This window comes from Rhodanobacter sp. C05 (assembly GCF_002001165.1).
GTDB lineage: Bacteria > Pseudomonadota > Gammaproteobacteria > Xanthomonadales > Rhodanobacteraceae > Rhodanobacter.
The window spans coordinates 367,782-391,836 of sequence record NZ_MUNQ01000009.1 but is presented as its reverse complement, the minus strand read 5'-3'; the positions used below and the strand labels follow the sequence as shown (position 1 = coordinate 391,836).

Annotated in this window: 22 protein-coding genes, 1 pseudogene and 1 riboswitch; of the genes and pseudogenes, 9 read left to right on the top strand and 14 right to left on the bottom strand. The window is 63.6% G+C overall.

From position 1 onward, the window contains the following. Both B0E51_RS19490 and B0E51_RS09895 read left to right on the top strand, forming a co-directional pair. A pseudogene (locus B0E51_RS19490) lies at positions 1 to 2,808 on the top strand (S-layer family protein); the annotation flags it as partial. Between the two features lie 39 nt (positions 2,809 to 2,847). After that, on the top strand, positions 2,848 to 3,957 hold the full coding sequence (locus B0E51_RS09895; RefSeq protein ID WP_143525868.1) for a hypothetical protein: 1,110 nt from the start codon (positions 2,848 to 2,850) through the stop codon (positions 3,955 to 3,957). A 174-nt stretch (positions 3,958 to 4,131) separates the two neighbouring features. Here the strand turns inward: B0E51_RS09895 and tssA are convergent, their stop codons facing one another. The 3 genes from tssA to B0E51_RS09880 all read right to left on the bottom strand — a co-directional run bounded on the left by tssA (position 4,132) and on the right by B0E51_RS09880 (position 6,299). Then, positions 4,132 to 5,172, bottom strand: coding sequence for a type VI secretion system protein TssA (gene tssA, locus B0E51_RS09890; RefSeq protein ID WP_077444705.1), 1,041 nt, complete (start codon positions 5,170 to 5,172; stop codon positions 4,132 to 4,134). 260 nt (positions 5,173 to 5,432) lie between these two features. Next, positions 5,433 to 5,720: a hypothetical protein gene (locus B0E51_RS09885; RefSeq protein WP_077444704.1), complete on the bottom strand. Its 288-nt coding sequence runs from the start codon at positions 5,718 to 5,720 to the stop codon at positions 5,433 to 5,435. A gap of 24 nt (positions 5,721 to 5,744) precedes the next feature. Then, entirely contained in the window at positions 5,745 to 6,299 is a 555-nt protein-coding gene (locus B0E51_RS09880) for an NAD(P)H-dependent oxidoreductase (RefSeq protein ID WP_077444703.1), read from the bottom strand. A 328-nt stretch (positions 6,300 to 6,627) separates the two neighbouring features. Between B0E51_RS09880 and dapD the strand changes: the two genes are divergently transcribed. The 5 genes from dapD to B0E51_RS09855 all read left to right on the top strand — a co-directional run bounded on the left by dapD (position 6,628) and on the right by B0E51_RS09855 (position 11,255). Next, positions 6,628 to 7,455: a 2,3,4,5-tetrahydropyridine-2,6-dicarboxylate N-succinyltransferase gene (dapD, locus tag B0E51_RS09875; protein ID WP_077444702.1), complete on the top strand. Its 828-nt coding sequence runs from the start codon at positions 6,628 to 6,630 to the stop codon at positions 7,453 to 7,455. Continuing rightward, positions 7,452 to 7,808 (top strand): arsenate reductase, encoded by a 357-nt coding sequence (locus B0E51_RS09870; RefSeq protein ID WP_077444701.1) that lies wholly within the window; start codon positions 7,452 to 7,454, stop codon positions 7,806 to 7,808. The genes dapD and B0E51_RS09870 overlap by 4 nt, the downstream gene beginning before the upstream one ends. Before the next feature lie 7 nt (positions 7,809 to 7,815). After that, positions 7,816 to 8,880: a VIT1/CCC1 transporter family protein gene (locus B0E51_RS09865; protein ID WP_077444700.1), complete on the top strand. Its 1,065-nt coding sequence runs from the start codon at positions 7,816 to 7,818 to the stop codon at positions 8,878 to 8,880. Between the two features lie 76 nt (positions 8,881 to 8,956). After that, positions 8,957 to 10,105 (top strand): succinyl-diaminopimelate desuccinylase, encoded by a 1,149-nt coding sequence (gene dapE / locus B0E51_RS09860; RefSeq protein ID WP_077444699.1) that lies wholly within the window; start codon positions 8,957 to 8,959, stop codon positions 10,103 to 10,105. A gap of 70 nt (positions 10,106 to 10,175) precedes the next feature. Then, positions 10,176 to 11,255 carry a class I SAM-dependent methyltransferase gene (locus B0E51_RS09855; RefSeq protein ID WP_168172615.1) on the top strand — a complete coding sequence of 360 codons (1,080 nt, stop codon included), beginning with the start codon at positions 10,176 to 10,178 and terminating at the stop codon, positions 11,253 to 11,255. A 40-nt stretch (positions 11,256 to 11,295) separates the two neighbouring features. Here the strand turns inward: B0E51_RS09855 and B0E51_RS09850 are convergent, their stop codons facing one another. Both B0E51_RS09850 and B0E51_RS09845 read right to left on the bottom strand, forming a co-directional pair. Next, positions 11,296 to 13,722, bottom strand: a complete 2,427-nt coding sequence (locus B0E51_RS09850; RefSeq protein WP_077444697.1) for a penicillin acylase family protein — start codon at positions 13,720 to 13,722, stop codon at positions 11,296 to 11,298. Further along, the gene (locus B0E51_RS09845) at positions 13,719 to 14,450 is read right to left on the bottom strand and encodes a phosphodiester glycosidase family protein (RefSeq protein ID WP_254424489.1); all 732 of its coding nucleotides are present in this window, start codon (positions 14,448 to 14,450) and stop codon (positions 13,719 to 13,721) included. Before B0E51_RS09845 ends, B0E51_RS09850 begins: the two co-directional genes overlap by 4 nt. A 208-nt stretch (positions 14,451 to 14,658) precedes the next feature. Between B0E51_RS09845 and B0E51_RS09840 the strand changes: the two genes are divergently transcribed. Further along, on the top strand, positions 14,659 to 15,147 hold the full coding sequence (locus B0E51_RS09840) for an 8-oxo-dGTP diphosphatase (RefSeq protein WP_077444695.1): 489 nt from the start codon (positions 14,659 to 14,661) through the stop codon (positions 15,145 to 15,147). A gap of 16 nt (positions 15,148 to 15,163) precedes the next feature. Here the strand turns inward: B0E51_RS09840 and B0E51_RS09835 are convergent, their stop codons facing one another. The 9 genes from B0E51_RS09835 to crcB form a co-directional block, all read right to left on the bottom strand. Next, positions 15,164 to 15,940, bottom strand: a complete 777-nt coding sequence (locus B0E51_RS09835) for a biotin/lipoate A/B protein ligase family protein (protein ID WP_077444694.1) — start codon at positions 15,938 to 15,940, stop codon at positions 15,164 to 15,166. Continuing rightward, entirely contained in the window at positions 15,937 to 16,227 is a 291-nt protein-coding gene (locus tag B0E51_RS09830; RefSeq protein WP_077444693.1) for a biotin--protein ligase, read from the bottom strand. Before B0E51_RS09830 ends, B0E51_RS09835 begins: the two co-directional genes overlap by 4 nt. 83 nt (positions 16,228 to 16,310) lie before the next feature. Then, complete coding sequence (locus B0E51_RS09825) at positions 16,311 to 16,751, bottom strand: hypothetical protein (protein ID WP_343124665.1); 441 nt, start codon at positions 16,749 to 16,751, stop codon at positions 16,311 to 16,313. A 107-nt stretch (positions 16,752 to 16,858) separates the two neighbouring features. Beyond that, complete coding sequence (gene parC, locus B0E51_RS09820) at positions 16,859 to 19,099, bottom strand: DNA topoisomerase IV subunit A (protein WP_077444691.1); 2,241 nt, start codon at positions 19,097 to 19,099, stop codon at positions 16,859 to 16,861. A gap of 117 nt (positions 19,100 to 19,216) precedes the next feature. Beyond that, entirely contained in the window at positions 19,217 to 20,086 is an 870-nt protein-coding gene (locus B0E51_RS09815) for a TraB/GumN family protein (RefSeq protein WP_143525867.1), read from the bottom strand. 168 nt (positions 20,087 to 20,254) lie between these two features. After that, positions 20,255 to 20,593 carry a VOC family protein gene (locus B0E51_RS09810; protein WP_143525866.1) on the bottom strand — a complete coding sequence of 113 codons (339 nt, stop codon included), beginning with the start codon at positions 20,591 to 20,593 and terminating at the stop codon, positions 20,255 to 20,257. Positions 20,594 to 20,621: 28 nt separating this feature from the next. Further along, entirely contained in the window at positions 20,622 to 21,740 is a 1,119-nt protein-coding gene (gene cfa, locus B0E51_RS09805; protein WP_077444689.1) for a cyclopropane fatty acyl phospholipid synthase, read from the bottom strand. A gap of 33 nt (positions 21,741 to 21,773) precedes the next feature. Then, positions 21,774 to 22,112: a DUF190 domain-containing protein gene (locus tag B0E51_RS09800; protein ID WP_077444688.1), complete on the bottom strand. Its 339-nt coding sequence runs from the start codon at positions 22,110 to 22,112 to the stop codon at positions 21,774 to 21,776. Positions 22,113 to 22,126: 14 nt separating this feature from the next. Beyond that, entirely contained in the window at positions 22,127 to 22,513 is a 387-nt protein-coding gene (gene crcB, locus B0E51_RS09795) for a fluoride efflux transporter CrcB (RefSeq protein WP_077444687.1), read from the bottom strand. A gap of 69 nt (positions 22,514 to 22,582) precedes the next feature. Continuing rightward, positions 22,583 to 22,685, bottom strand: a riboswitch (Fluoride riboswitch). A gap of 92 nt (positions 22,686 to 22,777) precedes the next feature. On the opposite strand from crcB, the gene B0E51_RS09790 reads away from it, so the two are divergent. Further along, positions 22,778 to 24,046: a multidrug effflux MFS transporter gene (locus B0E51_RS09790; protein WP_077444686.1), complete on the top strand. Its 1,269-nt coding sequence runs from the start codon at positions 22,778 to 22,780 to the stop codon at positions 24,044 to 24,046. Positions 24,047 to 24,055: the final 9 nt, after the last annotated feature.

The window sequence follows — 24,055 nt, the reverse complement described above, 5'->3', positions numbered from 1 at the left end:
GGCAACCTGCAGGCGACGAGCAACAACGGAGCGATCAGCCAGGGCGGTGCGTTGTCGGTGAGCGGCACGAGCCTCATCAATGCGGGAACCGGCGCGATCACGCTGGCGAACGGCGGCAACAACTTCAGCGGCGCGGTGAGCCTGACGGGCGGAACGACGCAGATCACGGATGCCGGTGCGCTGACACTGGGTACGGTGAACACGGGTGCGCTGACGGCGATCAGCACGGGTGCGCTGAACCTGGGTAGCGGCACGATTGCAGGCAACCTGCAGGCGACGAGCAACAACGGAGCGATCAGCCAGGGCGGTGCGCTGTCGGTGAGCGGCACGAGCCTCATCAATGCGGGAACCGGCGCGATCACGCTGGCGAACGGCGGCAACAACTTCAGCGGCGCGGTGAGCCTGACGGGCGGAACGACGCAGATCACGGATGCCGGTGCGCTGACACTGGGTACGGTGAACACGGGTGCGCTGACCGTGACATCGGGCAATCTGGCGATCAACGGTGCGGTTAACAGCACATCGGTGGCGTTGAACTCGAGTGGCTCGATCAGCGAAGGAAGTAGCGGTAGCCTGACGACAGGCACCCTGACCGGCAGTTCGACGGGTGCGACGACGCTCAACGGAGCGAACCTGATCGGTACGCTGGGCAGCTTCAGCGCAGCAGGCTTCAGCTTGACCAATGCGCAGGGGCTGACGGTGAACGGCCCGCTGAATGGTGGTACCAGCACCTCGCTGACGACGACCGCGGGTGACTTGGCGATCGACGGCGCAGTGAGTGGCGCGACGACGACGCTGACCTCGGCCGGTGCGATCACCGAAGGGGCGAGTGGCGTGATCACGGCCGGTACGCTGACCGGCAGTTCGGTCGGCTCAACCGATCTGGATGGTGCCAACCACATCAATATCCTGGGCGCTTTCAATGCCGATTTCAGCCTGACCAATGCACAGACCTTGACGGTAAACGGTCCGTTGAACGGCGGCCCGACCGTGACGCTGACGACGACCGCCGGTGACCTGATCATTGATGGTGCGATCAGTGGCACGACGACGACGCTGACCTCGGCCGGTGCGATCACGGAAGGCGCCGGTGGGGCGATCACGGCCAACACCCTGACAGGTAGTTCGGTAGGTGCCACGACGCTCAACGGCGCGAACCTGATCGGTACGCTGGGTAGCTTCAGTGCGGCGAACTTCGCGCTGACCAATGCGCAGACGTTGACGGTGAGTGGCCCGCTGAATGGTGGCGCCAGCACCTCGCTGACGACAACGTCGGGAGATTTGTCGATCGATGGGGCGGTGAGCGGCACGACGACGACGCTGACTTCGGCTGGAGCGATCACTGAAGGTGCAGGCGGTGTGCTTACCGCGAGCACCCTGACGGGAAGCTCGGTGGGCGCGACGACGCTCAATGGCGCGAATCTTGTCGGTACGCTGGGCAGCTTCAGTGCGGCAAACTTCGCGCTGACCGATGGGCAGGCGTTGACGGTGAGCGGTCCGGTGGCAGGTGGTGCCAACACGTCGCTGACGACAACGTCGGGCGACTTGGCGATCAACGCCGCGGTGAGCGGTACGGCGATGACGCTGACCTCGGCCGGTGCGATCACTGAAGGTGCAGGCGGTGTGCTTACCGCGGGTACCCTGACGGGCAGTTCGGTCGGCAGCACAACGCTCAACGGCGCCAACAGGATCGGTACCTTGGGCAGCTTCAGCGCAGCCGGGTTCGCATTGACCAATGCGCAAGCGCTCGCCGTGAGTGGCTCGCTCAACGGTGGCGCGAGCACGGCGCTGACGACGACCTCGGGTGATCTGGCCATCAACGGTGCGGTAAGTGGCACGGCGACGACCTTGAAATCGGCTGGTGCGATTACCGAAGGGGCGAGTGGTGTTCTCACAGCGAGCACGTTGAGCGGTCAGTCGACCGGCGCCACGACGCTCAATGGTGCGAACAAGATCGGCACGCTGGGCAGCTTCACTGCGGCGAACTTCGCGCTGACCGATGCGCAGGCATTGGCGGTGGCCGGTCCGCTCGATGGTGGCGCCAGTACGGCACTGACGACAACATCGGGCGGCCTGACGATCAATGGTTCCGTGAAAGGCACGACGACCACGCTGAAGTCAGCGGGCACGATCACCGAAGGAACCGGTGGGGTCATCACCGCAGGTACGCTGAGTGGTAACGCCGTTGGCGCGACCATGCTGGGCAGCAGCACGCAGACCAACAACAACATGGTCAGCACGCTGGGCAATTTCACCTCGACCGCCGGTTTCAGCATGACCAACAACACGACGCTGACGCTGGCTTCGGTTGGCGGCAGTGCGTTCAGTGTGAATGCGGGCACCTCGGCGTTCTATCTTTCGGTGACCAACGGCGACCTGTTCCAGACGGGCACCATTACCGAGACCGGTCTGGGCGAGGCCTCCAACGCCACCGTGTTCGATGGCTTGGGTGTCTGGGGATCCACCGGGCGCATGGGCATGGCATCGGCGCCGATCTTCGTGATAGGCACGGGCCTGCAGACCGTGGCGAACGTCGGCATGCCACCCGCGTATTTCTACGCGGTGGACAGCAGCGGCAACCTGTTGCCGATAAACGGCGGCTTTGCGGTCAACTTGCCGACGGCAACCGGTACGGGCAGTGCCCAGAACGGCAATCACGGCGACTCGTACATCGATCCGAGCGTGATCACCGCGAACTATCGTTCGTATGGCATCGTGCCATCCGGTTTGCGCCTGCCGGCTGACCAGCAAGCCGGTTGTGATCCGGATCAGCCGGATCAGCAGGATTGCCAGCAGGATGCTCAGTAATTCCGTGGATCGATTTGGCATGCATGGGAAGATTCATCCATGAAAGCAGCTAGGCTCGGCGCAGGCATCTTGTTCGGATTGCTTGCGCCATGCCTGGTGGCTCCGCTGCCAGCGCAGATTGCCCCCCGGCTGACCGGGGCAACTGTCCTCGCCCAGCTTGATACGGCCCAGCATGATCTGGCTGCACGTGCGGCCAGTCTGCCCAACTCCAGTCTTGCTGCCACCAGCCAGCGTCTCGCCCAACTTGAGGTGGCGCTGCGCAAGGCACTCGGCAACGACACAGAAAAACCGATCGATATCATCGGTGCGGATGCAAAAGCCAGCGCCTATCGCGCCTCCGCGGCAGTGCAGCGGACGCAGGCATATCTCGATGCAACCAAGGGCTGCCTCACCGCCGATGCGACAACGATGGCCGCTGCGCTGGCCACAACGGTGGACCTGCTTGCCGGTGAATCCGGTTCATCCAAGACGCAGCCAGTGATCAACGGAGTCGAGACCATGGATCACCGGCAATTATTCGTATTGGGCAACAGCAGCAAGGAAGTGGCCTTCGCCCTGGTGGGTACGAATCTGGTCGATACCCAATGCGAGGATCCGGTGGTCAGCGCGACTGACCGGCAAGGGAAGCGGCTGGTGATGCAGCCCGGTGTCACTGGCGTATCGCCCAGCCGTATCGAATTGAAGCTGGCGAACAGCGCCGATCTTCCGTCGGGCAGCTATGTGCTGCATGTGCAGTCCAAGCACAAGGCGTTCCTGGTGGGTTGTACCGCGCAGCCGGAAGCGGTTGCCGTAGTGCAGGCTGCGCCGCCGGTGAAGGCTGCGGTGAGCTATGGTCTCACCGCGACATGCCGCGTCAATGGCGCCGAACATGCGATGCCACCGGTGACGGGAACGCTGCCGGATCTCGCCGGTGGCAACGCGGTATCGCAGCAAATCACCACGGATGGTTGCAGCGATCCGGTGAGCTACGCGATCACGGCCACCGTGACCTTCAGTGACGGACACAGCGCCTCGATTGGCCCGATCAGCCAGATTGCATCAGCCGGGATCACCGCCGGTTTGCAGGGTGGCTATTCGCTGAGCTGGGATCCGTCGGTTCACCAGATTTTCGTGCGCGCCTCGCCCAGTACCTGCAAGGGCATCTACTGAACCACCGGGTTTGCCAGGTCGGTTGAGCTGGTGTGGTCGTGTGTGCGATGGCAATCAGCGTGGCTGATCGAGTGCGGCGCGTGAGCACATGCGGGAACTACGACGCAGATTGCGTACTGACCTGAGGATGTCCCTCTGGATTGGAACATCCTTGGGCCGTCTTGTGCGTTGCTGTCAGCTTTCCTCGGGCTCGCCGGAAACAATCCGCAGTTCCGAGATGCCGCCCGGCGCGAGATCCTTGAGCAGGTCCATGAAATCCCGGCCAACCAGCCGCTGTGCGCGGCGCAGCAGCAGAGGGACGGGGCTCGATGGCTCACACTTGTTGTAGTAATCGCACAACTCGTCAATTCTGCGGATGACATCCTGCGGGCCGCTGATGGCGCCTGACGACGCACGGACGGAACCACCGCTGCTGCCGCCTTCATTGCCGCTGCCATCCTCTTCGCCCGCGATATCCAATTGCGGCAGGCGTCGCGCAAGCTGCGGATCCAGGAATTTCTTCACTTCATAGATATCGCTGAGCAGGGTTTTCAAATCCGGCCCGGCACTCCCCACGTGATCGGTGAAAATGCGGTCGATGGCCTTGGCGTGCTCGAGCGATTCACCGATGGCGGCAGTAATGGCAACCAGATCTTCCTCCGGGCAATCCATGCAGCATGCTTCGATATCGGTCATCGATGCTTCCGGCCCGCTGTTCTCCGCCGTGGTCTTCAATGTGCCATTGGCAATACGCAAGTCGCGCAAGGCAAACCGGCCCATGCGGGGCGACTGCACGAAGGGTGTAGTACGGAAAAAGCGCAGTACGCCCTGTACGTCGCCAAGTGGAACGATGGAATTGACGCGCGATGTCGGATCGTTGTCGTCTTCAGCATCAAGCTGCGGATGCACGTTGTCCCAGAAATGCTCCAGCAGGCCACGCACCAGGCCCAGACCCGCATTCCAGCCGGGCATGCCGGAAGTCCGCATCCAGGCAGTGGTGAGGTGAACCGCGGCGCGCAGGTCCTTGGAGCGGCCAAGCACGGCTTCGGCCAGTTCGATGACCTTGTCCCATTCCGGGTCCTCGGCCGCCTTGACGGTGTCTCCCACGGCACGTTCGGCCTTGGGGGCTGCGGCACGCTCAAGTGCGAGAAAATCCGCGTCGTATTCCAGATCGTCGCCTGACGGTGTGTCATCGCTGATCGGTGCCAGCAAGGACTCCAGATTGAACTGCTTCATGGCTTTGCACCGTGGCTGGAAGGGTTCCGGCATTATCACAAATTATGGATGCAAAACCAGCCGTTTAATCCGTTCTGGGTAATATCCGAAAACCGCTGGCGACAGGCATTCATATACTGCAGGCAGCCAGCCTGCATACCTGGCTCGCATATATTGAAAATGGGACGGAACGCAGGTCATGACGACCTGCCGCGAATCATTCGGATATGCTGATCATCCCTGTGCCGCGCGGCAGCGAAAATCCTTGGCCTGGATTTTCGCTATTCATCCTCCGGCTCTGCCGAGTCGGGTGCGACATAGTCGGGATCTTCCGAGTCGCGCGCGTGCGCGATCGCGTTCTGCAGGCGAAGGTTCAACCTGTCCCAGGCCAGGATCACCTTGCCGGAGTGAACGGCATCGACAGCGGAAAGCGGCACCACGAAGTCGCCGGCATTCTCGATATAAATGACCAGCTCCGGCAGGCCATGACGGAGCTCGCGCACGGAGCCGATTCCCTCGTCACCGTCGGCGACGAAGACCATGAATCCCACGCTGATCTGTTCATTCATGACCTGACCACCTGCAGCAGTTTTTCAGCGGGCAAAGCGCCTGATCCATGCGGTGTAATTGTCGACAAAGCCTTGCAGGAATTTCCGGGTGCCATCGCTGTTGATCGAGCCGTCATCGGCGATCAGCTCGTCCTTGAAATGGATGAAAACTTCCGGCTGGGCCAGCACCGGCACGTCGAGATAGGTCAGCACGTTGCGCAGGTGCTGCTGTGCCAGGGCGGTGCCGGTGCTGCCGATCGACGTGCCGATCACGGCGCCGGGTTTGCCGGCAAACGAGTTGGTGCCCCAGGGGCGCGAGGCAATGTCGATGGCGTTCTTCAGCACACCTGGTATCGAGCGGTTGTATTCGGGTGTGACGAACAGCAATCCGTCCGCCGATTCAATATCTTTCTTCAGACGTGTGGCGACTGCCGGATAGGCGGCGTCGAAATCCTGCGAATAAAGCGGCAGATCGTTGATCTGGACATGCTTGAAGCCGAATTCGGCCGGCGCAAGTTTTTCAATGGCGCGGGCAAGCCGGCGGTTGAATGAATCCACACGCAGACTGCCAACCAGTACGGCGATCTTCAGCTGACTCATGGGTGAATCTCCTGGAAGCGGGGGCCAAGGTGGACAAGTGGCGTGCGGTCTCGAAACGGTGTCGGCGGAACCCTCATCTCATGCTGTTTCGGGGGAGGCCATGTCACATGTATTCATGCAGGCATGGCCATCCAATCTACGCCGGTGTCGTGTCAAATCCAATCACGAGATCACGTACAACAGGGTGGGTTCGCCTACTTCAACGGCCGCCGACGGGGCTGCCTGATTTTGTCTGTCGTTGCGGCAATGGCTGCCGCAACGTGTAATCTTGGCGGTCAGCCGAGGCATCTGCCTTCACCCGTTTGTCTTCAACTCGTGAACAACGCCCATGCAAGCCATTGAAGCCCTGATCGAGGACGCCTTCGAGCGTCGCACCGAACTGACCCACGCCGAGATCGAGACTCACCTGCGTCCCGCGGTGAACCAGGTGATCGAATTGCTCGAATCCGGTGAGCGCCGCGTGGCCGAACCGGATGGCCATGGCGGTTGGACGGTAAACCAGTGGATCAAGAAGGCCGTGTTGCTGTACTTCCGCATCAACGACAACCGCGTGGTCGACGGTGGCCCGGCGCAGGCGTTCGACAAGGTGCCGCTTCGCTTCGCCCACGGCAATGACGCCGAGCTGCAGAATCTGGGTGCACGTGTCGTGCCTGGCGCATTGGTACGCCGTGGCGCGCATATCGCGAAAGACGCGGTGCTGATGCCGAGCTACGTCAACATCGGTGCCTACGTGGGCGCGGGCACAATGGTCGACACCTGGGCCACGGTCGGCTCCTGCGCGCAGATCGGTGCTGGCGTGCACCTGTCCGGTGGCGTCGGCATCGGTGGTGTGCTGGAGCCGCTGCAGGCCAACCCGACCATCATCGAGGACAGCTGCTTCGTCGGTGCGCGTTCGGAAGTGGTCGAAGGCGTGGTGGTAGAGCGTGGCAGTGTGATCGGCATGGGAGTGTTTCTGGGTCAGAGCACACGCATCTACAACCGTGCCACCGGCGAAGTCAGCTACGGCCGTGTACCGGCCGGCAGTGTGGTGGTGTCCGGCAGCCTGCCGGCTAAAGACGGCAGCCACAGCCTTTACGCCGCCATCATCGTCAAGCAGGTGGATGAAAAGACGCGCAGCAAGACCGGTATCAACGAACTGCTGCGGAGCGCCGAATGAGCCTGGTCCTCTACGGTCTGCCCAACTGCGATACCTGCAAGAAGGCGCGCAACTGGCTGGCTCGATTCGGCATCGAACACGGCTTTGTCGACTACCGCACGCATCCGGTGCCGGCGGCCACGCTGAAAGCCTGGGCACAGCAGCTCGGTGGCTGGGAGAAGCTGGTCAACAAGTCCTCGACCACCTGGCGCAACCTGCTGCCGCAACGCAAGAACCCCGGCAGTGATCCGGAATGGACGCTGCTGCTGAAGGAATACCCGGCACTGATCCGTCGTCCGGTGGTCGTGCAGGCAGACGGTTCGGTGAGCGTGGGCTTCACCGACAACGGCTTCAAGAAGTTGTTCGGGCATTGATGTCGACATGACGAATCACCGTGCGCGGCGGTTTGAGAGCAATCTTCGGATCGAGCGCGACAACGCTGTGCTCTACGCACGGCTGGCAGAACTGGCTACCGATGCGCGCTTGAGTCGTGTCTATCGGCGCATCGCCGCTGGCGAACAGGCCAATGCGGGTTTCTGGGAGACACGCCTGCGCGAGCTCGGCATGGTCGTGCCGCCGATGCAGATCGGTTTGCGTGTGCGCGCGTTGAGCTGGTTCGCGCAGCGATTCGGCACGGAGTTCGTGATGCCGACGGTGGTGCGGCTGGAGCATGCCGACCACGATGACACGCCGGTGGATCGCAGTGGCCATCGCGATCATTTCGTGCCGCTGCGCGAGCAGGGCGTGCACGATGGCCGGCATCGCACGCAGAGCGGCAATACCTTGCGCGCCGCGGTACTGGGTGCCAACGACGGACTGGTTTCCAACGTCAGTCTGGTGATGGGCATGGCTGGCGCGGCATCGGGCGATCGCGCGGTGCTGCTGGCGGGCCTCGCCGGGCTGGTGGCCGGGGCTTGTTCGATGGCCCTGGGCGAATGGTTGTCGGTAAACAGCTCGCGCGAGTTCTATCAGGCGCAGATCACCGAGCGGGCCGAGCGCCTCGCGGTGGCGCCGGAAGATGGCCTGCAGCACATCGCTGGCATCTATCGCGAGAAAGGGCTGAAGCCGGATGCGGCCGAACACCTGGCCGAGCATATCGCCGAGACGCCGCGTGCGGCCCTGGACATGCTGGTGCGTGAGGATCTGGGTGTCGATCCAGGCGAGCTTGGCGGATCGGCCTATGGTGCGGCCATCTCCTCGTTCTGCCTGTTTGCGTGTGGCGCGTTGTTTCCTGTGGCGCCGTATTTCTTTCTCGGTGGCCATGTGGCGCTGTTGACCAGCATCGGTTCCACTGCTGCTGGACTGTCTCTGATCGGGATCGGTACTTCGTTGTTCACCGGACGCAGCATGCTGTTTTCGGTAGCGCGTCAACTCGGCATCACTGCTGCTGCTGCAACGATCACGTATACGGTAGGCCACCTGCTGGGTGTGGCATTGGCTGGCTGAGAGGGTGACCGGCAATCTGGCGCATGCGCTTGGTATGCTGCGCTTGCTCTGCTTTCACTGTCTCCTGTGAGTGTCCATGCCCGATGTCCTTGATCTTGCCTGTGACCTGATTCGCCGTCGTTCGGTGACGCCGGAGGATGCTGGCTGCCTGCCGATGCTTGGCGAACGGTTGATACGTGCTGGTTTTCGAGTCGAGCATCTGCGCTACGGCGAGGTGGACAACCTGTGGGCGACGCATGGCGAGGGTAGTCATACGCTGGCTTTTCTCGGCCATACCGATGTGGTGCCGAGCGGGCCGGAAGCGTCATGGCAGAGTCCGCCGTTCGAGCCGAGCATCCGTGATGGCCGTCTATATGGCCGCGGTGCTGCCGACATGAAGGGTTCGGTGGCGGCGATGGTGGTGGCACTGGAGCAGTTTGTCGCGGCCCATCCGCAGCACCATGGCCGGGTTGGCCTGTTGCTGACCAGCGATGAGGAAGGGCCGACCAATCTCGACGGTGTACGCAGGGTGGTGGAGCACTTTCGCAGCGTTGGCGAGCACATCGACTGGTGCGTGGTCGGCGAGCCGTCGGCGAAGGAACGGCTTGGTGACCTGATTCGTGTTGGCCGGCGTGGCTCGCTGTCGGGAACACTCAGTGTGCGTGGCGTGCAGGGGCATGTGGCGTATCCGGAGAAGGCGCTGAATCCGATCCACGCGTTTGCACCGGCTCTGGCCGAGCTGGCTGCCGAGCGCTGGGACGAAGGCAACAGCGATTTCCCGCCGACGTCGTTCCAGATTTCCAATCTCAATGCAGGCACCGGCGCCAACAACGTGATTCCCGGTGAGCTGACGGCACTGATAAATTTCCGCTACTGCACGGCGAGTCGTGCTGAGGATCTGCGTGCGCGCACCGAGGCGATCCTGCACCGGCACGGCCTGGACTTCGTGCTCGACTGGAACCTTTCCGGCGAACCTTTCCTCACTCCGCCGGGCGGTGTGCTGCGCGAGGCGGTGGTGGGCGTGTGCCGTGACCTGTGCGGTCTTGATCCCGAACAGAGCACCGGCGGCGGCACTTCCGATGGTCGCTTCATCGCGCCGATGGGTGCCGAAGTTGTCGAAATCGGTCCGGTCAACGCGACGATCCACAAGGTGGACGAGTGCGTTGCGGTGGACGAGCTGGAGCAGTTGCCGGCGATTTATCGGACGATTTGTGAACGGTTGCTGCAACGTGAGGACTTGCGATAGGCACATGCCGATTCCGTATGGCACTGTCCGCCTCTTAGCCACTGCCTGGGCTGGAGGCACGGATCAGGACATGCCGGAAACCATCGAAAACGGAGCAGCCGCGCCGGCGTGGGATGCTCCTTGGCCAACCGACGAACTCGAACAGGTGCAGGCGTGCCCGGTATGCGATGGCAGCGGACGCGAGCTGCTTCACGACAATCTGGTCGACAACGTATTCTTCGTGGCCCCGGGGCGCTGGAATCTTTATCGATGCACGCGCTGCCACAGCGCCTATCTTGACCCACGGCCGAACGAGGCGGGCATCGGCAAGGCCTATGGGATCTATTACACCCATGTCGCCGAGAATCCACGTGGTGATTCACGCAAGCCAGGCATCGTTCGGCGCCTGAAGCTGGCATTGACGAACGGTTATCTGAATTCCCGCTATGGCACGCGGCGACAGCCTGCAAGCGGGCTTGGCGTGTGGCTGGCGAAGGCTTTGCCGGTGCGCCGACAGAAGCGTGATGCGGAGTTTCGCTATCTGCCCAAGCCGCGACCGGGTCAGCGGCTGCTGGATATCGGCTGCGGCAACGGCGACTTTCTGGTCAATGCCCGTGACGCAGGCTGGAGCGTGACAGGGATCGATACCGATCCCAAAGCGATTGCGGTCGCGACACGGCGTGGCCTCGAGGCCAGGGTGGGTTCTGTCGATCTGTTCGCCAGCGAATCCGCCTGCTTCGACGCGATCACACTGAGTCATGTGCTGGAACATCTGCATGAACCCAAACGCTTCCTCCACGCCGTCCATCGCCTGTTGAAACCCGGCGGCGTGGTCTTTGTCGATACACCGAACATCCAAAGCCGTGGGGCGCGGCATTGGGGCAGGAACTGGCGTGGTCTGGAAACACCGCGGCATCTGCTGCTTTTCAGTCAGGCCGGGCTGCTCGACATGTTGAGGGCTTCCGGTTTCGAGAACATCGAGACGAAGCGGCGCACGGCCGTCAGGAGATCCATGTACCTGGGCAGCCTGCGCATGCAGATGGGGAAGTCACCCGATGGGCCGGAACCGACACGGTTACCATGGTCGATGCGCCTCCGTTTGATGTGGCCGGTTGCCGGTGCGCGTGACGATGAATTCCTGACGTTCGTGGCATGGAAGGGTCGTGCGTGAGCTGAGGATGATCCGGCGGCGGATCTTGCCAGCACCTGGCTCAGCCAGCGGCTGGTTCCAGCGTCAAGGTGTGCTGCGCCGATCCCGGCAATAACGGTGTAGGACGACCCTTGACCCAGTCTTCGTGTCCCGCTCCGAAATAGGGCGACAGCGGGTTGTCGCTCTGTCCGCCGGGCATTTCCAGGATGCCCTGGGCCTCATGGCCGGGTGACACGTCGAATCGTTCGGATGCACCGAAGCCGGGGGCGGCGACGCGTGGCATGTTGTTGTCACCGGGCAGTGGCTGGTCGGGCATGTCGATGAAACGGCCAAGCCAGCGGGGCAGCGCCGCTGACAGCGGATGATTGATCTCGCCAGGATTGTGCTCGCCCCATGTGCGTGCCGCGAGACCACCGGGCTGCTGGCCGAGTTCGCTGACCACCTGGTGCGCAGCATCGACAAGCAAGGCTTGCCAGTCATGATATTTCGGGTCGAGCAGCTGCGCCGGTCGGGTCTGGATCAGCGCCCACACGGCCGCTTCGGCACTGTTCTCGCCGGGCCAGCTGAAGTCGCTGTAGCGCTGCTTCACCTGTGTGACGAACGGTGCCAGCACGGCCTCGCTGACCTTGCTGCGGAATGCGCGTACCAGCCGGTAGTCGACGCTGTCGACGGCAGCGCGGCCTTGCCAGTTCGTGCTGAGCTGCCGCAGTTGCTGCAAGGCTGGATCCCGGGTATCGGCCAGGGTCTGCAGCAACAGTTGCTGCCAGCGGGCCAGCAGCACGGCGCGGTTATCCAGCTGGATATCGAGCAGGTCGGCGGGGGTGAAGCCAGCGCGCGCGTGCAGATCGTCGCGGATCTGCTGCGCGCGTGCGCCGAGGTCATGGCCACCATCACCAAGCAGGGCCAATGCATCACCATCCACTGTGCGGTTGTTGGCCGTCCACAGGCGACCGTCGGTGGGATTCTCGACGCGCGGATACTGCGCGGGACTGGCCCAGCCTTGCCAGCCACTGCCCGGCTGTGACCAGTCGGACGGCAGCTGCGGGTCGAAGCCGTTACGCAGCGGAATGCTGTTGCCGGCCAGCGTCCAGCCGATATGTCCGGCACTGTCGGCGACCAGCAGGTTTTGCGGCGGCATGCCCAGCTGCGGCGCGAGGTTAAGGGTGCTGGCCACGTCAGGCATGCGCTCCAGCTGCATCAATTCGAGGTTGTAGCCGCGCGGCTGCGCGGCGATCCAGGCCAATGCCAGCGGCGTACCGTCGGCGTCCGTACCCATGATCGGCCCCCAGCGGGTGTCCTCGACCTTGAGGACGGTGTCCGGCTTGCCCTTGACCTGGATGTGTTCCTCATGGCTCTCGATGCGTGCCCAGCCTTCCGGCACCTTGTAGCGGCCAGGATCGGCCGGATCGCGCAGCACCCGCACCCAGTCCAGCCAGTCGCCATAACTGTTGGTGAAACCCCAGGCGATCTGGCCGTTGGAGCCGACAACGACGGCTGGTGTGCCGGGCAGGCTGACGCCGTTGACGTCGCGCAAGCCGTTCGGCGCACTGGGGTCGGGGTAGCGCAAGCGCGTGCGGAACCAGATGTTCGGCACGCGCAGGCCCAGGTGCATGTCGTTGGCGAGTAGCCCCGCACCGGTACCGGTGAGTGTGCCGGCGACCGCGAAGTTGTTGCTGCCGGGGCGTGGCGCATCGAGCGCCGGTGCCAGTGCAGCGGCCAGGCTGGCGGATGATCCGACTGGTGCGGATTGGCGCAAGTCGAACACATCGGCGGCAGGAATCACCGGTGCCGGCGACAAGGCCCCACTCAGCGGTGCCTCCCAGTCGGGATCGGGTGCCAGCAGTAAATCCACCAGCGGCCCAGGCAGCACTGCGCGCATCTGGGCGATATGCAGTTCGCGCTCGTTGCGACCATCGCCGTTGAGATCCAGATACATCGCAGCGATCACCAGTGAGGTGTCTTCCGATCGCCACGGCTGCGGCTTGCTGCCGAGCAGCAGGTATTCCCATGGCCGCACGCGCAGGTCGGTGAGACCGGCGTTGACGCCGTCGCGATAGCGATCGAGCTCAAGCTTCTGCGCTGCAGGCAGTTGGGCATAGGCTGCTTCAACGACCGCGCGCAGCCGATGGCGACGATGGTTCAGGTCGAGCTTGAGCGCAGCCGGCCCGACCAGCGCGGACAACTCGCCGGCGGCCACACGGCGCATCAGATCCATCGCGAAGTAGCGCTCCTGCGCATGTATGTAACCGAGCGCGTAGCTGATGTCGCTGCGGTTCTTCCCCTCGATGGTGACCGTGCCCAGCGCATCGCGGCTGATGCTGACGCTGGCGCTGAGGCCTCGCAGTGTGTACTTGCCATCGAGCCGGGCACGGCTGCCGGCAAGCAGCCACCAGCCGGCTGCGAACGCGATCAGCAGCAAGGCAAGCAGCGCGAGAAGAATGCCGCGCAGCATGCGCCAGCGGCCAGCCGACCTGGAGCGCGTGGTCATGGCTTGGCGAACACGGCGAAGATGCCGGCGTAGGGTTTGACCATGAAGGCCGGTGCGCCGGCGTAACCCTCGCCGTCGACATACAGCTGCGAGATGCTGCCATCCAGGTACAAGGCATCACGGCAGCCCAGCTGGTCGCGGAACAGTCGTCCGAAGGTATGGAAATTCACCGGGGCCTCGCTCACGGCGAAGATCACTTCGCTGGTGGTTTTCACGCACACGCCGCTGCGCCATTTCAGGCTGGCAGAGTCATCGACGAACTGATCATTGAGCTTGCCGTCGATCAGCAGCATCGGTCCGGACTGGGTGGCCCACTGCACGGGTTTGCCATCGGCCTTGAACGCGGCGCTGGTGCGTATCGCGGCATGACCGTCCGGATACACCGCGAACACGCCGTTCGGCAGCAGCGAGAAATTGCCGGAGGCGGGATTGCCGTGCGACAAGTTCAGCGGCACCAGGGTCTTGCCGTTTTCCACGTACAGGCCGAGCGGCGCGAACTGCTTGTCGTAGATCCCGGCGTTGGTGGCAAACAACAGGTGCTGACCGCGTGCCTCGCCCCACAGGCGCAATGTCTCGATGCTGCCGAACGGCTCGGTGCTCTGCGGGTCGCGCCAATGCAGGCTCAGCTGCTCACGTTTCAGATCCAGGTGCACGATGTGGTAGTTCTGGCCCTCGAACGCCAACTCACCACTGTCCAGTGCCTTTGCCGCAGGTGTGCAGCCTGGCATGCTGGTCAACAACGCCAGTGCCAGCAGCCAGCGTAAGGGCCGGTAGTCTGGGAGACGACGATGGGGTGCAGGGGTATGGGCACGCATCTGTCGATGGTCGCCGCCCAGCCGTGCCTGCGCAAGTCCGGCAGCAGCCAGTATTCAGACTGCGAATCCGCTTGGATCGGCGACTGCCGTTAAACTTTGCTTTTTCTCGCGGACTGCCTCCATGCCGTACACCCCGATCACGGCCACGCTCGGCTACGTGCTGTCGCCCGATCGCAGCGAAGTACTGATGATCCACCGCAACGCACGCGCGGACGACCAGCATCTGGGCAAGTACAACGGTCTTGGCGGCAAGATGGAGCCGGGCGAGGACATTGCCGCGTGCATGCGACGCGAGATCCTGGAGGAGGCGGGCATCACCTGCGAGTCGATGCAGTTGCGCGGCACGCTGAACTGGCCCGGTTTCGGCAAGCAGGGCGAGGACTGGCTCGGCTTCATCTTCGTGATCGACCGCTACACGGGGACGCCGCTGACGGCCAATGCCGAAGGCACGCTGGAATGGGTGCCGCGCGACAAGCTGATGGAGTTGCCGATGTGGGAAGGCGACCGCCACTTCCTGCCGCTGGTGTTCGATGCCGATCCGCGTCCGTTCCATGGCGTGATGCCGTATCGCGACGGCCACATGCAGTCGTGGTCGTATACGCGGCTTTAGTGCTTTTGATTATGGGCTACGGCACATCGGCCAACCATGCCGCGCTGGCGAACTTGCCTTGCGCCAGGCTCTCGGCATCGGCCAGCTCGCTCGCGAGCAAGCTGTCATCGCCTAGACCGCGCAGACGACGGAACGTGGCGATCATCCGGGCGATCACTGCCTCGCGCGGCAGACCCGTCTGGCTGCGCAGCGGGTCGACCCGCTTGGCGGCGCTGGTGGTGCCCTTGTCGGACAGCTTTTCGCGACCGATGCGCAGCACCTCCAGCATCTTCGCGGCGTTGATGTCGTAGGCCATCGTCACGTGGTGCAGCACCGCGCCACCGCGATGCGCCTGCGCGGCACCGGCGATCTTGCCGCCCGCGGAAGTGATGTCGTTGAGCGGCTGATACCACGCCTTGATGCCCAGTTCGCCTAGCGCCTCGATCACCCACGCGTCCATGAATGCATAGGCTTGCTGAAACGACATGTCCTTGATCAGCGACAGCGGTGCATAGATCGAATAGGTGATCGTGTTGCCCGGCTCGATGAACATCGCGCCGCCACCGCTGACCCGCCGCACCACCTCGATGCCGTGGCGCTGTGCTGCTGCCGTGTCGACTTCGTTGCGCAACGACTGGAAGCGGCCGATCACCACCGCCGGCGCAGCCCATTCCCAGATGCGCAATGTCGGCGCGCGACGACCGGCGCCGACTTCGTGGGTAAGTACATCGTCCAGCGCCATGTGCAGTGTGGGCGATTGCGGAATGGTGTGGATCAGTTGCCAATCGTGGTCGCGCCAATCGGTGCGCATCATGCCTCGGGACTCCGGTGCAGGGCGCGGCGCACGGCGACGGCGATCGCCTCCGGCGATACGCCGTACATCATCACCTCGGATGAAAGGGCATCATGCAGTACGGAGGCCAGCGTGGCTTCATCGGCATCCGCGGGCTGGCCAATCAGCGCGGCATGGATCGTCTGCAGGGCACTGTCCGGCTCAAGGAAGAAGTCGCCGCTCAGCTGCACATTGGCGAGGCGGTCGTCGTGCAGATCGAGGTCGATCACCACCAGCTTGCCGCCGGGCATCTTGTACTCGCCGTGCATCGACCGTTTCCCCGCATTACCAGCAGCCGCCCAAGTTGACTCTGCGTCCAGATCGACATCCCAGCGTGACGTCGCGCGTGAGATCAGAAGCCGTGACCACCATGGAAGTTGCCTTGGCCGACGCTGACCGAGAAGCCGATGCCGCCGCTGGGATGCTCGCAATCGCCGAGCGCCTTGGTGACGCTGACCTCGCCGGTCTGGTAGCTGCCACTCACGTGATTGCCGCCAACCACGCCCATGCCTACGCTGCCATGCATCTGGGCATCGTTGTACTTGGAATCATCGCAGGCGGGTGCATCGGCGGTTCGGCTGTCGCTCATGCGGCCACTGGTGTCGCCGTAATACACACCCGGTGCCGGCTTGGCTGCTGCAGTCGAGCTGGAGCTTGCGGGCTGGGCGGCGGTCGAGCTGGAGGCAGGTATGTCGCTGGGCGGCAGCTTCAGGTTCAGCGGCTTGGTGGCCGTCTGCGCCCACACCGAACCGACCAGCAGGGCGCCTGCCAAGGCAGTGATCAGACGTTTCATGTTCATACGTGCTCCGGAGATATGACGTGTTCAACGCACGATGCTGGGCTGGCGTGCACATCCCTATTTGAAACATACGGCGGCAGGAAGTTCCTGCCGTCCACTGGTCAGGCCGTCGTTTCGATCCGCTCCACCCGGCGCAGGCCGCGTGGTAACAGACCGCCACGGGTGGCGCGGTTGCCGCCATACTCGACCAAGTCTGACCATTTCAGGGTGAGTTTACGCTGACCGGCGTACAGGGTGACTTCGCCCTTGCCCTCGCTGACCACGGCGATGCCGGCGACGCGTTCGTCGCCGTTGGCGAGTTTCGCCTTCGGCACCTCGATCAGCTTGTTGCCCTTGCCCTTGTCCAGTTCCGGCAATTCGGCGACCGAGAACATCAGCAGATGGCCTTCGGTGGTGACCACCACGATGCGGTCGCGCGCCGGGTCGGCGCTTACCTGCGGCGCAAGGATATGCGCGCCGTCGCTGAGGCTGATGATCTGCTTGCCGGCCTTGTTGCGGCCTGTGAGCGCCTCGAAGCGGGTGACGAAGCCGTAGCCGAAATCGGTGGCGAGGATTAGCCGGGTGTCGTTGTCGCCGGCGATCACCGCATCGAAACTGGCGCCCGCCGCCGGGCTGAAACGTCCGGTCAGCGGCTCGCCGTTGCCACGCGCCGAGGGCAGGGTGTGCGCCGGGGTGGAATAGCTGCGGCCGGTGGAATCGATGAACGCCACCTGCTGGGTAGTACGTGCCTTGACCACCGCGAGTAGCCCGTCGCCTTCACGGTAATTCAGGCCTTCGGCGTCGATATCGTGGCCCTTCGCGGCACGCGCCCAGCCCTTCTGGCTCAGCACCACGGTGACCGGTTCGCTGACCACCAGGGCGCTTTCGTCCAGTGCCTGTGCCGCTTCGCGTTGCACCAGCGGCGAGCGGCGGTCGTCGCCGAACTTGGCAGCATCGGCGCGCAGCTCGTCCTTGATCAGGCTCTTCAGTTTGGCCGGCGATTTCAGCAGCACGCTGATCTTCGCGCGCTCCTCTTCGAGCTGGTCGCGCTCGGCGTTGATCTTCATCTCTTCCAGCCGCGCCAGCTGGCGCAGGCGGGTTTCGAGGATGTAATCGGCCTGTTCCTCAGACAGCTTGAAGCGGGCGATCAGGACGGGCTTGGGCTCGTCTTCGCTGCGCACGATGCGGATCACCTCGTCGAGGTTGAGGTAGGCGATGCGCAATGCTTCGAGCAGGTGCAGGCGACGCTCGACCTTGGCCAGCCGGTGCTCCAGTCGCCGGGTGACCGTGCTGGTGCGGAACGCCAGCCATTCGGTCAGGATCCGCTTGAGATCCTTCACCGCCGGCCGGCCGTCGAGGCCGATCATGTTGAGGTTGACGCGGAAGCTCTTTTCCAGATCCGTCGTCGCAAACAGGTGCTGCATCGTCTCCTCGGCATCGACGCGGTTCGAGCGCGGCACGATGACCAGGCGGATCGGGTTCTCGTGATCGGACTCGTCGCGCAGGTCCTCGATCATCGGCAGTTTCTTCGCGCGCATCTGCGCGGCGATCTGCTCGAGGATCTTCGACGGGCTGACCTGATGCGGCAGCGCGGTGATCACGATGTTGCCTTCCTCACGCTGGTACACCGCGCGGGCGCGCACCGAACCACCGCCGCTCTGGTACATCGCCAGCAGGTCTGCGCGCGGGGTGATGATCTCCGCCTCGGTCGGATAATCCGGGCCGCGCACATGCTCGAACAGGTCGGCCACGGTGGCGTCCGGATCCTCCAGCAGGCGGATGCAGGCGCTGGCCAGCTCGCGCAGGTTGTGCGGCGGGATATCGGTCGCCATGCCCACCGCGATGCCCATCGAACCATTCAGCAGCACGTGCGGCACACGCGCCGGCAGCCAGCTCGGTTCGTCCATGGTGCCGTCGAAGTTCGGCACCCAGTCGACCGTGCCCTGGCCGAGTTCGCCGAGCAGCGCCTCTGCGATCGGGCTGAGCTTGCTCTCGGTGTAGCGCATCGCGGCGAAGCTCTTCGGGTCGTCCGGCGAGCCGAAGTTGCCCTGGCCATCGACCAGCGGGTAGCGGTACGAGAACGGCTGCGCCATCAGCACCATCGCTTCGTAACAGGAGCTGTCGCCGTGCGGATGGAACTTGCCGATCACGTCGCCGATGGTGCGCGCGGATTTCTTCGGCTTGGCGGTGGCGGCCAGGCCCAGCTCGCTCATCGCGTAGATGATGCGCCGCTGCACCGGCTTCAGGCCGTCGCCGACGAACGGCAGGGCGCGGTCCAGCACCACGTACATCGAGTAGTCGAGATAGGCCCGCTCGGCGTATTCCTTGAGCGGGATCTGTTCGTAATTGGCTTGCAGGTTCATGGAGTTGCATCAATCTGGTAGCGCGCAGAGCGCGGATAGCCGGACGATGGTGCCAGAAAGCATCGAATTCTTGTAGGAGCGCACACGGTGCGCCCCTACGAAAGGCGGCGGCGCGGATTATTGGCGCGCTGCTTCGACGCCCAGCTTGTGCAACTGCACCTGCACGCTGTCCGGCCCGGCCAGGTGTGCGGCGCCGACGGCGATGAACACCGTGCCAGGCTGTTGCAGCATCGCGGCGATCTTGCCGGCCCAGGCCTGGTTGCGCTGTACCAGCAGACGTTGATACAGCGCAGGCGCCTGCTGGCGCACCTCGTCATTTTCGATGCGCGCGATGCTGTCTGTATCGCCGTCCTTCCATGCGCTGATCAGTCTGGTGAGTTCGGCCGGACCCTTGTCGATGTCGCGCAAGGTTGAGCGCAGGAAATCCAGTTGCACGTCCGTCGGCAAATCGGCCAACATGCGGATCTGCTGCTCGGAAGTCTCCATGCCGTTCACCGGCTTGCCGGCCTGCAGCATCTGCGCCTTGAGGAGCTTGTCCACGCCATGTGCGGGATCCAGTCCGGCCTTGATCAGCGGTTCCACTGCCAGCGTCAGTCCAGCCAGCCATGGCCGCATGATCTGCAGGGTCTGCATGCCACCGGGAACGCCCGCGGTCTGGGCAGCCTGCAATAAGGCAGCGTTTTCGCTGGCGCTGAGCTGGTCCGACAACGGATGAGTCGGATCCAGGCCGTACTGCAACACCAGCGACTGCATGGTTGCACTATCGTCGTCGGTCAGCTCGATCGTCAGCGAGTCGCTGTCGGCGAGGGCCTTGTCCAGCGCCGGGTAATGCCAGTGGGTGTCATCGGGCAGCAGGTGCACCGTGCCGAACAGGTAGATGGTGGTGTGTGCATTGCGCACGACCCACAGTGCCGGGTTGGCGATGGTTGCAACAGGAAGCAGCAGGGCGACGCATACAAGCAGGCGGACAAGCGAGGTTGGCTTCATGCCGGACAGTGTTGCGGCAAGCGTCGGGTGGATTCAATCCCTCGATGCACGAGGAGGTTCCGTGCGGTCAGCGGCGGGAACAGCATGCCGATGAATTGGGATAACGGGCCCCACCATTGACGGCACCTCCAGACATGGCGTCGGGTACGTAGCGGTACGACGCCGAGGTCATTCCGCAGCATGCGCCTGGCCAAGATTGAACACGAGGCCATACGGGTCGCGCATGTAACAACGCGGTACCGAGGCATCCTCTTCGACAACCGCGCTGCCGGCTCCGGGCAATTGCTGCCTGGTGACTTGGATGTCCGCTGCGAGAAAGTCGAACACCGGCCCATGTGCGTGGCCTCGTTCGACATAAAGGCAAAAGGGGCCTGTCCCGAAACCCGTCAGCGTCTCGCTGTGGTGGGTGATCGGCAGGCCACGCACGCTGCCGTAAAACTTGATCGCTTCGTCCCGCGTATCGGTACGGAGGATGACATCGCGTGAAGATCGAAGGGTCTCTGCCATGGCGACATCCTGAAGGTGATGCGCGACGTCAGCGCGGCGCGCGATAACCGCCAGGTACGCCATGCGGGCTCAGCACAAGTTGCCACAACTGATCGCGGCGGCTGCGAAAGACTGCGGTGGAAACGGACAGGTAGTAGTGCCACATGCGCCTAAAGCGTTCGTCGTAACTGGTCGACAGGGTTGGCCATGCGGCATCGAAATTGGCGCGCCATGCCATCAGCGTGCGGTCGTAGTCGGCACCGAAGTTGTGCCAGTCCTCGACTACAAACAGGTCTTCGATGGCAGCAGCGAGCTGGCTGGCAGCGGGAATCATCGAGTTCGGAAAGATGTACTTGTCGATCCACGCATCGGTTTGCGCAGGCGCACCATTGCTGCCGATGCAATGCAGCACCGAGAGGCCGCCGTCCTTCAGGCAGCGATTTACCGTTTCGAAGTACGCACGATAGTTCTTGCCGCCGACATGTTCGAACATGCCGATCGAATACACCGCGTCGAAGCGCTCGTTGATGTCGTGGTAATCCTGCAGCCGGATCTCGATCGGCAGTCCAGTGCACAGTTCGCGCGCATAGTCGGCCTGCTCCTGTGACACGGTGATGCCGACACCCTCGACGCCGTAGTGCTCGGCGGCATACTTCAGCGCCTCGCCCCAGCCGCAGCCGATGTCCAGCACGCGCTGGCCGGTCTGCAACTGCAACTTGCGGCAGACCAGGTCGAGCTTGGCCGCCTGCGCCTCGTCGAGATTGCCGGCCTTCGCCCAGTAGCCGCAGGAATACACCAGCCGCTTGCCAAGCATGGCCTGGAACAGGTCGTTGCCGAGGTCGTAATGCACCTTGCCGATCTCGAACGCGCGCTCGCCGCGCTGCAGGTTGATGAAGCGCGCCTTGAGATGGGCGAGCATGGTATCGAGGGTCTTCAGTTCCTGGTCCAGCCCGGCGGTGAGCAGCCGGGTGCACAGGCCAGGCAGATCATCGGCATCCCACCAGCCATCGATGTAGGCTTCGCCCAGACCCAGCGAACCGTGCGCGAACACACGCGCATACAGGCGTTCGTCGCGGACATGAAGATCGGTCGGCGCATCGCCGTCGATACGGATGCCGGCCTGTTCGAGCAGTTCGCTGGCGCGGTCTTTCAAGTCATCCTGGCCCATGCCTTGCCTCGCAGTGGGTGAATCCGGTGGTGCTCAATGCTTGCTGAGCATGGCAAAGCTTGCCGGCCAGCATGCATACGTCGCGTCGACGTCGGCTGTACGCACCAGTTGCAGCAGCAGCTCGGCCTGATCCTCACGGAGCAGGAACTCGATCTTGATCGGCAGGTCGTCGGCCAGCTCGAAGAACTGTTCCTCATGCAGCACGCCGTGCCGACCGAACCCGGCGATCGCGCGGAATACCGAGCCGCCGCCGAGACCGTGTTCCCTGGCCTGTTCCAGCAGCCATTCGGACAGCAGCATGCCGTCGTGCTTCGCGCGCAGATGGCAATAAAAGGTCAGGTGCACGCCCTGTTGCACGGTTTCCTGAATCATGCGGGCTCTCCGGATCAATGACGCAGCAGGCTGCGGGTGAGGGTGATGCCGAGCACGGTCATCGCCAGCGAGCCGACCACATGCGCCAGCACGTGGCCACTGAACCACAGGTACTGCTGGCGCAGCAGCAGCGTGGTGGATTCGGCCGAGAAGGTGGAGAACGTGGTCAGGCCACCCAGAAAGCCGGTGAAGACGAACAGTCGCAGTTCCGGCGACAGTGTCTGGAAATGATCGAACAGGCCCATCACGCAACCCATCATCAGGCCGCCGGCCAGATTGGCCGCCAGCGTGCCCAGCGGGAGGGTGGGAAATAACGGGTTGAGCATCACGCCCAACCCCCAGCGCAACCAGCAGCCCAAAACGCCGCCGATGCCAACAGCTGCAAATCCGGTAAAGCCCACGAGCGCGTCTCCTGACCGTGATAGTGTCCGGTTGCCGCGGAGGCAGGCACGCCTGCGCCGCCGGAAGCCGGTGGAGCAGGCATCATCAACCTCAACGCATGGCGAGAGGTGGTTTGTTCCGGGATGCCGAAAGCCTCCGCGAAACGGGAGGCATGCCATCTCCCGAGTGGCCATCCTAGTCGATCCGACGGCCTTGTCGTCAAGCGCGGCAGCTGGCAGCGGCGCCCCTATAATGCCGGGTTCCATCGACGCGCATGTCCCGCCATGAACCCAACCCACCGTACCGTGCATCGCAGCCTGCCCTGGCTGCTTGCCGGGCTGTCGATGATCGGACCGTTCTCGATCGACGCGGTGTTCCCGTCGTTTCCGCTGATCGGCGCGCGTTTCGCGGTGGACGACACCGCACTGCAGCAGTTGCTCAGCGTGTATCTGGTCACCTATGCGGCGATGAGCCTGTTCCACGGCGCGATCTCCGATGCGATCGGGCGCAAGCCGGTCATGGTCACCGGCATGCTGGTGTATGCGCTCGCTTCAGTGGGCGCTGCGATGTCGACTTCGTTTGCGATGCTGCTCGCCTGCCGCGGCCTGCAGGGCGTGTGCGCCGGTGCGGGCCTGGTGGTGGGGCGTGCGGTGATCCGCGACACGCTTGAGGGCGCTGCTGCGCAGCGGCTGATGTCGCAGGTGATGATGATTTTCGGGGTGGCGCCGGTGATCGCACCGATGGTTGGTGCGCTGTTGCTGCCACTCGGTGGCTGGCACGGCATCTTCTGGCTGTTGGCCGGATTCACCACGCTGCTGGCGCTGGCGCTTGCCCTGCTTCTGGCGGAAAGCCATCCGCCGGCACGACGCACGTCGTTTGCGCCGAGGCCGCTGCTGGCCAGCTATCTGTCATTCGGCCGTGACCGTCCATTCTGGCCGTTGCTGATTTCCAGCTCGGTCAACTTTGCCGGACTGTTCCTGTACATCGCCTCGGCACCGCGGATCGTGCGCGGACTGCTGCATCTGTCGGCGGCAGGTTTTCCGTGGCTGTTCGTACCGGTGGTGATCGGCCTGATCGGTGGCGCGTGGTTGTCCGGGCGGATGGCTGAGCGGCGCAGTGCCGGGTTCACGGTGAATCTGGGTTATGCGGTGATGCTGCTGGCCTGTGCACTGCATCTGCTGCTGGCGCTGGCATTTCCGGCGCCGCGGCTGCCATGGTCGATGCTGCCGCTGATTCTGCACGGCATCGGTGTGCAGCTGGCGTTCCCCACCTTGACGCTGTTGTTGCTGGATCGGTTCCCGCAACAGCGCGGCGGCATTTCCTCGGCGCAGGCTTTTGCCAGTCTGCTGCTATGCAGCTTCGTCGCCGGGATGCTGTCGCCACTGCTGTCGGCCAGCATGCTGCAACTCGCGCTGGGCGCTTCGGCGCTGACCGTGATCGGTGCACTGGCATGGAGCTGGTACCATGCGATCGCACGACGTGCCCTGGATCAAGCGCGGGCGGCTATCGATCAGGTGGATGGACTGCAGGCGGAGATTGCCGAGCCGCGCTGAGATTGATAT

Excerpts from the sequence above, each read along its gene's own strand:
- B0E51_RS09840 (WP_077444695.1), top strand. The coding sequence starts at position 14,659 with ATGCCGTACACCCCGATCACGGCCACGCTCGGCTACGTGCTGTCGCCC.
- B0E51_RS09790 (WP_077444686.1), top strand. The coding sequence starts at position 22,778 with ATGAACCCAACCCACCGTACCGTGCATCGCAGCCTGCCCTGGCTGCTT.
- parC (WP_077444691.1), bottom strand. The coding sequence starts at position 19,099 with ATGAACCTGCAAGCCAATTACGAACAGATCCCGCTCAAGGAATACGCC.
- B0E51_RS09810 (WP_143525866.1), bottom strand. The coding sequence starts at position 20,593 with ATGGCAGAGACCCTTCGATCTTCACGCGATGTCATCCTCCGTACCGAT.
- B0E51_RS09835 (WP_077444694.1), bottom strand. The coding sequence starts at position 15,940 with ATGATGCGCACCGATTGGCGCGACCACGATTGGCAACTGATCCACACC.
- B0E51_RS09870 (WP_077444701.1), top strand. The coding sequence starts at position 7,452 with ATGAGCCTGGTCCTCTACGGTCTGCCCAACTGCGATACCTGCAAGAAG.
- dapD (WP_077444702.1), top strand. The coding sequence starts at position 6,628 with ATGCAAGCCATTGAAGCCCTGATCGAGGACGCCTTCGAGCGTCGCACC.
- B0E51_RS09865 (WP_077444700.1), top strand. The coding sequence starts at position 7,816 with ATGACGAATCACCGTGCGCGGCGGTTTGAGAGCAATCTTCGGATCGAG.
- cfa (WP_077444689.1), bottom strand. The coding sequence starts at position 21,740 with ATGGGCCAGGATGACTTGAAAGACCGCGCCAGCGAACTGCTCGAACAG.
- B0E51_RS09880 (WP_077444703.1), bottom strand. The coding sequence starts at position 6,299 with ATGAGTCAGCTGAAGATCGCCGTACTGGTTGGCAGTCTGCGTGTGGAT.
- B0E51_RS09815 (WP_143525867.1), bottom strand. The coding sequence starts at position 20,086 with ATGAAGCCAACCTCGCTTGTCCGCCTGCTTGTATGCGTCGCCCTGCTG.
- B0E51_RS09855 (WP_168172615.1), top strand. The coding sequence starts at position 10,176 with ATGCCGGAAACCATCGAAAACGGAGCAGCCGCGCCGGCGTGGGATGCT.
- tssA (WP_077444705.1), bottom strand. The coding sequence starts at position 5,172 with ATGAAGCAGTTCAATCTGGAGTCCTTGCTGGCACCGATCAGCGATGAC.
- B0E51_RS09830 (WP_077444693.1), bottom strand. The coding sequence starts at position 16,227 with ATGCACGGCGAGTACAAGATGCCCGGCGGCAAGCTGGTGGTGATCGAC.
- B0E51_RS09800 (WP_077444688.1), bottom strand. The coding sequence starts at position 22,112 with ATGATTCAGGAAACCGTGCAACAGGGCGTGCACCTGACCTTTTATTGC.
- dapE (WP_077444699.1), top strand. The coding sequence starts at position 8,957 with ATGCCCGATGTCCTTGATCTTGCCTGTGACCTGATTCGCCGTCGTTCG.
- B0E51_RS09895 (WP_143525868.1), top strand. The coding sequence starts at position 2,848 with ATGAAAGCAGCTAGGCTCGGCGCAGGCATCTTGTTCGGATTGCTTGCG.
- B0E51_RS09850 (WP_077444697.1), bottom strand. The coding sequence starts at position 13,722 with ATGACCACGCGCTCCAGGTCGGCTGGCCGCTGGCGCATGCTGCGCGGC.
- B0E51_RS09845 (WP_254424489.1), bottom strand. The coding sequence starts at position 14,450 with ATGCCAGGCTGCACACCTGCGGCAAAGGCACTGGACAGTGGTGAGTTG.
- B0E51_RS09885 (WP_077444704.1), bottom strand. The coding sequence starts at position 5,720 with ATGAATGAACAGATCAGCGTGGGATTCATGGTCTTCGTCGCCGACGGT.
- B0E51_RS09825 (WP_343124665.1), bottom strand. The coding sequence starts at position 16,751 with ATGAAACGTCTGATCACTGCCTTGGCAGGCGCCCTGCTGGTCGGTTCG.